The following is a 6,742-nucleotide window of genomic DNA, read 5'->3' as shown; positions in this document are numbered from 1 at the left end:
AAAGAAACCCATCTGCGTCATCGCTGCATCCCCTATATGCCGGTTCACCATGTCACGATATCGCAGCGCCAAGGTCAGGGCAATTTTTAGAGGTGCCCTGTAGATAAAGCCCTGCGCGGCGCCAGCGATCGCTTTGAGCCGCTCGTCCTCGGTATTGGGCGCGACGAGCCGGATCAGATTGATTGCTGTTCGATCGATAAGATGGTCGAGTTCATGCGACATCTCGAAAGGCAGGTCGGCTACGATCAGGCCATCGACCCCGGCATTCGCGGCAGTTTCGATAAAGGCCGCGGCGCCATAGTCATAGATCGAGTTGTAATAGCCCATCAAAACGAGCGGGATCGTCGGGAATTGCGCGCGAAACATTTTCGCCTGTGCGAGCGTCCGGTCAACGGTCTGTCCCGACGCCAACGCGCGCACTGAAGATTGCTGGATGGCTGGCCCGTCGGCCGCGGGATCGCTGAACGGGATGCCCAATTCTATCAAGTCGGCGCCTCCCTTCACAAGCGCGCCGAGAATGGCAAGCGAGGTATCGCTGTCGGGATCGCCTGCCGTAACGTGCGTCATCAGCGCAGCGCGCCCCTGCTCTCGGCAAAGGGCAAAACGGCTCGCAATACGGTTCACGCACTTGTCTCCTCTTCGAGAGGCTCGATTTGTTCGACGTCCTTGTCGCCGCGACCGGAGAGGTTGCAGACGATAACCGCATCACCCGACATCGTTGGGGCGACACGCATGACATGCGCGATCGCATGAGCGGATTCGAGCGCCGGCAATATGCCTTCCAGGCTTGTAAGTGCGCGGAAGGCCGCGATGGCTTCGCGGTCCGTCGCCGCTACATAGTTCACGCGGCCGACCTCATGGAGCCAGGCATGTTCCGGACCGATACCCGGATAATCGAGTCCTGCCGAAATCGAATGCGCTTCCTCGATCTGCCCATCGCCCGTCATCAGCAGATAGGTGCGGTTGCCATGAAGGACGCCGGGCCGTCCCGCCGAGATCGACGCAGCATGCCGCTCTGTTTCAAGTCCATCGCCGGCAGCTTCGACGCCGTGCATCGCGACGGAATCGTCGTCGAGAAACGGGTGGAATAGTCCCATTGCGTTTGATCCGCCGCCGATACAGGCGACCAGGAGGTCTGGAAGTCGTCCTTCCTGTTCATTGAGCTGCGCGCGAACCTCTTCCCCGATCACGCATTGGAAATCACGCACCATCATTGGATAGGGATGCGGCCCGGCGACTGTCCCGATGCAGTAGAAGGTGTCAGTGACGTTCGATACCCAATCGCGAAGAGCCTCGTTCATGGCATCCTTGAGCGTTTGCGAGCCGTTGGTGACGGGAACGATGCGCGCACCCAGCATGTGCATCCGCTTCACGTTCGCGGCCTGGCGATCGATATCGATCGCGCCCATATAAATGACGCAGTCGAGGCCAAAGCGCGCGCAGGCTGTCGCGGTGGCGACGCCATGCTGGCCGGCTCCGGTTTCGGCAATGATCCGGGTTTTTCCCATTCGCCGCGCGAGCAGGATCTGGCCGAGCACATTGTTGATCTTGTGCGAGCCGGTGTGATTGAGGTCTTCGCGCTTGAGATAAATGCGCGCACCGCCGAGACGCTCGGTCAGGCGTTCGGCGTAGTAGAGTGGACTCGGACGTCCCGCATAATGAACGCGCAAGCCATCGAGCTGGGCTGTGAAGAGAGGATCGGCCTGAGCACTGGCATAGGCTGTGTCCAGTTCCAGTATATTTGGCATGAGGGTTTCGGAGACGAAGCGGCCTCCGAATATCCCGAAACAGCCTCGCTCATCTGGCCCGTGCCGGAGACTGTTGCGATGGAGTTGCGGTATGCCGCCGCTATTGCCGGTCATAATCTTCCCATCTGATTGGAGGCCCCGCGCTGGATTCGAACCAGCGCTGCAAGGATTTGCAGTCCTTTGCGTAACCACTCCGCCACGGGGCCGCACAGGCGTCCTCAGGCCGCGCGCTTAGATATTTGCTCCAGAGCGTGCCGCACACGGTCCGCGAAAAGATCGATTTCCTCATCGCTCACGGTAAGCGGTGGCACGATCCGCACGACATTGTCGCCCGCAGCGATGGTCAGCACCTGCGCGTGGGCGCGCAACGCCTCGACGATCTCGCGTGGTTCACGCGCCGTGCGAATGCCGAGCATGAGACCACGGCCGCGCACTTCAAGGATCAAATCAGGCAAGAAGCTCGCGATCTGTTCGAGCGCGGCGCGTAGCCGCTCGCCCTTACGGCGCACTTCGGTAAGGAATGCCTCGTCGTCGACGATATCGAGAACCGCGTTGCCAACCGCCATCGCGAGCGGGTTGCCGCCGAAGGTCGAGCCGTGCGAGCCTGCGACCATGCCAAAGGCGGCCGCGCGCGTCGCAAGGCAGGCGCCGACGGGAAAGCCGCCGCCAAGTCCCTTGGCGAGGCTCATGATATCTGGCGCTACGCCAGCCTCTTGATGCGCGAAAAGATAGCCGGTTCGACCTACGCCGCACTGGATCTCATCATAGATGAGCAGCAGCCCGAACTCATCGCACAGCGCCCGGAGTTGGCGTAGGAAATCGTGGCTGACCGGACGCACGCCGCTTTCGCCCTGGATAGGCTCGATCATGATCGCCGCCGTCTGGAGGGTGATGCGGGCGCGCACCGCATTTATGTCTTCCAGAGGACAAGCATCGAAGCCGCCGACAGCGGGACCGAACCCGTCGAGATATTTGGGATTACCGCCCGCTGCCATCGTCGCCAGCGTTCGACCGTGAAAGGCGCCGTTGAAGGTGATGATCCGCCACCGTTCCGGTCGACCGCTGGCGTTCTGATAACGCCGCGCGATCTTGATCGCGCATTCGTTGGCTTCAGCGCCGGAATTGGCGAAGAAGGCGACGTCCGCAAAACAGGCTGCCGTCAATCGCTCGGCCAGACGTTCTCCATCGGGAATGCGATAGACGTTCGAGAGGTGCCAGAACTTGCGCGCCTGGGTTTCGAGAGCGGCCACCAGATGCGGATGGGAATAACCAAGCGAATTGACGGCGATGCCGGCGCCGAAGTCGAGATAGCGTTCGCCCTCGGCCGTGGTGAGCCACGCGCCTTCGCCCTTGTCGAATACCATGGGGGCGGGCTGAAAAACGGGAAGGAGCGGGTTCGTCATGACTGAAGTTCCAGGACATCATGCTGGGTATTGCCGTTGGCGCTTGCGGCCAGTGGCAACCAGCCAGGAAAGGCATCGCGGGCTGAGATGAGCGCCGCGATAAGCGCAGCCTCATCCTCATCGGTGTGCAGCGGCGTGGGTGTGATCCGTAGCCGCTCGGTGCCGCGTGGCACGGTCGGATAGTTGATCGGCTGAATGTAAATCCCGCTTTCAACCATGAGGTGATCGGTGATGGCCTTGGCGAGTGCGGCGTCCCCGATCATCACCGGCAGGATATGGCTGGGGCTTGGCATTACCGGAATGCCGTTCTCGATCATCCGTGTCTTGAGGGAAGCGGCGCGGCGAGCAAGCGCCTGGCGCTGCGCGCCATCTTCTCTCAGATGGCGCAGCGCGGCCCGGATACCAGCCACGACCGATGGTGGAAGCGCGGTGCTGAAGATGAATCCTGACGCATGGCTGCGAATGAAATCGACCGCCTCATGGGTGCCAGCGATGTAGCCGCCGATCGCGCCAAAGCCCTTGCTCAGCGTTCCCTGGATCATATCGATGCGGCCCTGCAGGCCGTCGCGCTCTGTAACGCCGGCGCCATGCGGACCGTAGAGGCCGACGGCATGGACTTCGTCGACGTATGTGAAGGCGTTGTAGCGATCCGCTATGTCGCAGATTGCCTCGATGGGCGCGAAATCGCCATCCATCGAATAGCAGCTTTCAAAACAGATCAGCTTGGGCCGGTATTTGCAGACGGAGGCGATCTTGCGTTCCAGGTCACGCCAGTCATTGTGCGCGAAAATCACCTTGTCGGCGCCGGAATGCCGGATGCCTTCGATCATCGATGCGTGGTTGAGCGCGTCGGAAAAGATCACGCAGCAGGGCATATGCCGGCCCAGCGAGGAAAGCGCGGCGTCATTGGCCACATAGCCGGACGTGAACAGCAGCGCGGCTTCCTTGCCGTGCAGTTCGGCAAGCTCGCGTTCCAGCATGACATGCTCGTGGCTTGTCCCGGAGATGTTGCGCGTTCCACCAGCACCCGCACCATATTGTTCCAGCGCGTTGCGGGCGGCGTCGATCACGTCGGGATGAACGCCCATCGAGAGATAGTCGTTCGAGCACCAGATAGTGATCCGCTTGTTGATCCGGTGGTCGTAAGCGTAAATCCCGCTCATCATCTCGCGTTCAAGATCAGCGAAGACGCGGTAGCGACCCTCCTCGCGAAGCTGGGCGAGATCGTCTGTAAAGAATTGCCGGTAATCGAAGCCGGTCATGGTTTTTGCTCCGTTGTGGCAGGCAGCAGCGCGTCAATCGTGCTGCCAAGCTGCATTTCATGTTCGCCTGCCGCGATCGTGCGTTCGAGAACCGTGAGAACGATCGCAGCGGCTTCGCTGGCTGCGTCGACAAGGTTGCGGCCATGGGTCAGCCGGGCAGTCAGCAATCCGGTATAGAGATCACCCGTTCCCACCGGGACGATGGGGAGGCGCGGAGAGACCAGCCTCGTTACGGTGTCGCCGTCGAAGACGACATTTTCGAGCGAGCCTTCGGGCGTATCGGGGAAGACGCAGCCGGTGACGACGACGCCGGCCCCACGGTGCGCCCGGATCTTGCCGACTTCGACCTTGAGATCGTCGAAGGTAACGGGCTTGCTGTCCGTAATCAGCCCCACCTCGAAATGGTTTGGGGTGAGGAAATCAGCGATCGGGACCAGTGTATCGATCAGGCATTCGATAACCTGGTCCGCGACAAAAACGCCGAGATTGAAATCTCCCATGACCGGATCGCAGATGAAGGCGAGGCCCGGATTGATCTTGCGGGCGCGCTTCACGAATGCGGTAATCACCTCGCCATTGGCGCGAGAGCCAAGATAGCCCGACACGACATAGCGGCTTGTTTCGACGAGGCCACGTTCCTCGACCCCGCGCAGCAGGTCGCCAACGAGTTCGGATTCGAGGACGCGGCCCCGCATGGTCTCGAACAGCGGATTGTTCGACAGGAGCGTGGTCGGCACGGCCGCGACGTTGAGACCCTGCGCCTGCATGGGCAGCACGGCAGCGCTGTTGCCGGCATGGCCGTGCACGATCTGGCTCTGGATCGAGATGATCGATGTTTTCATCATGAGAACGGTTCCGTCATTTCGCGGGGATGGTCTCGGTCTTCGGCTCCCGGGGAGGCAGGCGGCCATTGAGCGCGAGATAGGCGATGAGACCGATGACAAGCCCCCAAAAGGCGCCGCCCACGCCCAGCATGCTGATATTGGCGGCCGAGGCGAGGAAGGTGATGAGCGAGGCTTCGCGGGTCTTGGGATCGGCCATGGCGCCCGCGAGACTTCCCCCGATGGTGCCGAGCAGAGCGAGGCCGGCCAGCGTGGTGATGAAGGTCGCCGGAAAGGCCATGAACACGGCGGCAAGGGTGACGCCGAACACGCCGATCAGGATATAGAAAACGCCCGCCGCGATGCCGCCGATCCAGCGTTTGGAGGGGTCTTCATGCGCTTCGCGTCCCGTGACGATCGCGGCGGTGATGGCCGCGACGTTGAAGGCGTGCGAGCCGAACGGGGCCATGATGAGCGAACCCAGCCCTGTCACTGTGACGATCGGATTGGCGCTGGTCTTGAAGCCATCGTTCCGCAGCACCAGCATGCCCGGCATATATTGGCCGGTCAGCGTGATGAGGAAAAGTGGCAAGGCGACACTCAGCAGGGCGTTCAGCGAGAAGGCCGGCATGGTGAAGACAGGTGCCGCAAACTTCAGCTCAAGGCCGGACAGGTCAACACGGTTCTGCACAAGCAGGAAGATGAGGCCGAGAACGAGAATGCCGACCACAGCATAGCGCGCCGAGAAGCGTTTGAGCAGCACATAAGCCAGCACCAGGCCGCCAACGAGCACGGGATCGATCGATGCGCCGCCAAACGCGCCGATACCGAACTGGAGCAGGATGCCAGCGAGCAGTCCAGATGCGATGCCGGGCGGGATCATGCGGATCACCCGGTCGAACCAGCCCGAGAGCCCAAGCAGGACAAAGGCGACAGCAGAGATGATATAGGCGCCGACTGCTTCGGCGTAGGATGTCGTCGCAAGCGCGGTTACGAGAAAAGCCGCTGCCGGCGTGGACCATGCGGTGATGATCGGCTCGCGGTAGCGCCAGCTGAGCAACAGCCCCGTAACGCCGACGCCGATCGAGATCGACCACACCCAGGACGCCGTGAGTTCCGGGCTCAGCCCGGCGACCTTCGCCGCCTGGAACACCAGAATGAAGGTTCCGCCATAGTTGACGATAACTGAAATCAGGCCTGCGACGACAGGGTGGACAAGATCTTTGAGACTCAGGGGCGACGATGCGGAACCGGATGACATGACAGTGGACTTTCTCCTGTTTGGACTCGACGGGTCGAGATATTCGAACAGTCCCCTAGCATCTCAATGGTCGGAATGTTCCATCCATTTGAGAAACGTAAGCCAGACCATTCAAGATTCGTCCGACAGAACGCGGGTGAAATGCCAGCGCACACCATTGGTCTGTGGAGGTAAGATGAATTGGCGGGGTGCATACGACCGTTTTTACGATAAGCTGAAGCGGTGTTTCTCCGACGCGAATCTTTGA

At 61.1% G+C, this 6,742-nt stretch carries 6 protein-coding genes and 1 tRNA gene; all 7 read right to left on the bottom strand.

Features of this window, described 5'->3' with window-relative positions:
* A partial coding sequence (trpA, locus tag ACDP63_RS04620) for a tryptophan synthase subunit alpha (protein ID WP_409927837.1) occupies positions 1-624 on the bottom strand: 624 nt, incomplete at its 3' end.
* Positions 621-1,862, bottom strand: a complete 1,242-nt coding sequence (gene trpB, locus ACDP63_RS04615; RefSeq protein ID WP_409927836.1) for a tryptophan synthase subunit beta — start codon at positions 1,860-1,862, stop codon at positions 621-623. The genes trpA and trpB, both read right to left, overlap by 4 nt.
* A 16-nt stretch (positions 1,863-1,878) precedes the next feature.
* Positions 1,879-1,954, bottom strand: a tRNA-Cys gene (locus ACDP63_RS04610).
* 12 nt (positions 1,955-1,966) lie between these two features.
* Entirely contained in the window at positions 1,967-3,151 is a 1,185-nt protein-coding gene (locus tag ACDP63_RS04605; RefSeq protein WP_409927835.1) for an aspartate aminotransferase family protein, read from the bottom strand.
* The gene (gene hemA, locus ACDP63_RS04600) at positions 3,148-4,413 is read right to left on the bottom strand and encodes a 5-aminolevulinate synthase (protein ID WP_409927834.1); all 1,266 of its coding nucleotides are present in this window, start codon (positions 4,411-4,413) and stop codon (positions 3,148-3,150) included. The genes ACDP63_RS04605 and hemA overlap by 4 nt, the downstream gene beginning before the upstream one ends.
* Entirely contained in the window at positions 4,410-5,258 is an 849-nt protein-coding gene (gene pdxY / locus ACDP63_RS04595) for a pyridoxal kinase (protein WP_409927833.1), read from the bottom strand. Before pdxY ends, hemA begins: the two co-directional genes overlap by 4 nt.
* Before the next feature lie 13 nt (positions 5,259-5,271).
* Entirely contained in the window at positions 5,272-6,495 is a 1,224-nt protein-coding gene (locus tag ACDP63_RS04590; protein WP_409927832.1) for a benzoate/H(+) symporter BenE family transporter, read from the bottom strand.
* Between the last annotated feature and the right edge of the window lie 247 nt (positions 6,496-6,742).

This window comes from Paracoccus sp. P2 (genome assembly GCF_046335115.1).
GTDB lineage: Bacteria > Pseudomonadota > Alphaproteobacteria > Rhodobacterales > Rhodobacteraceae > Paracoccus > Paracoccus pantotrophus.
This window is presented reverse-complemented; position numbering and strand designations above follow the sequence as displayed.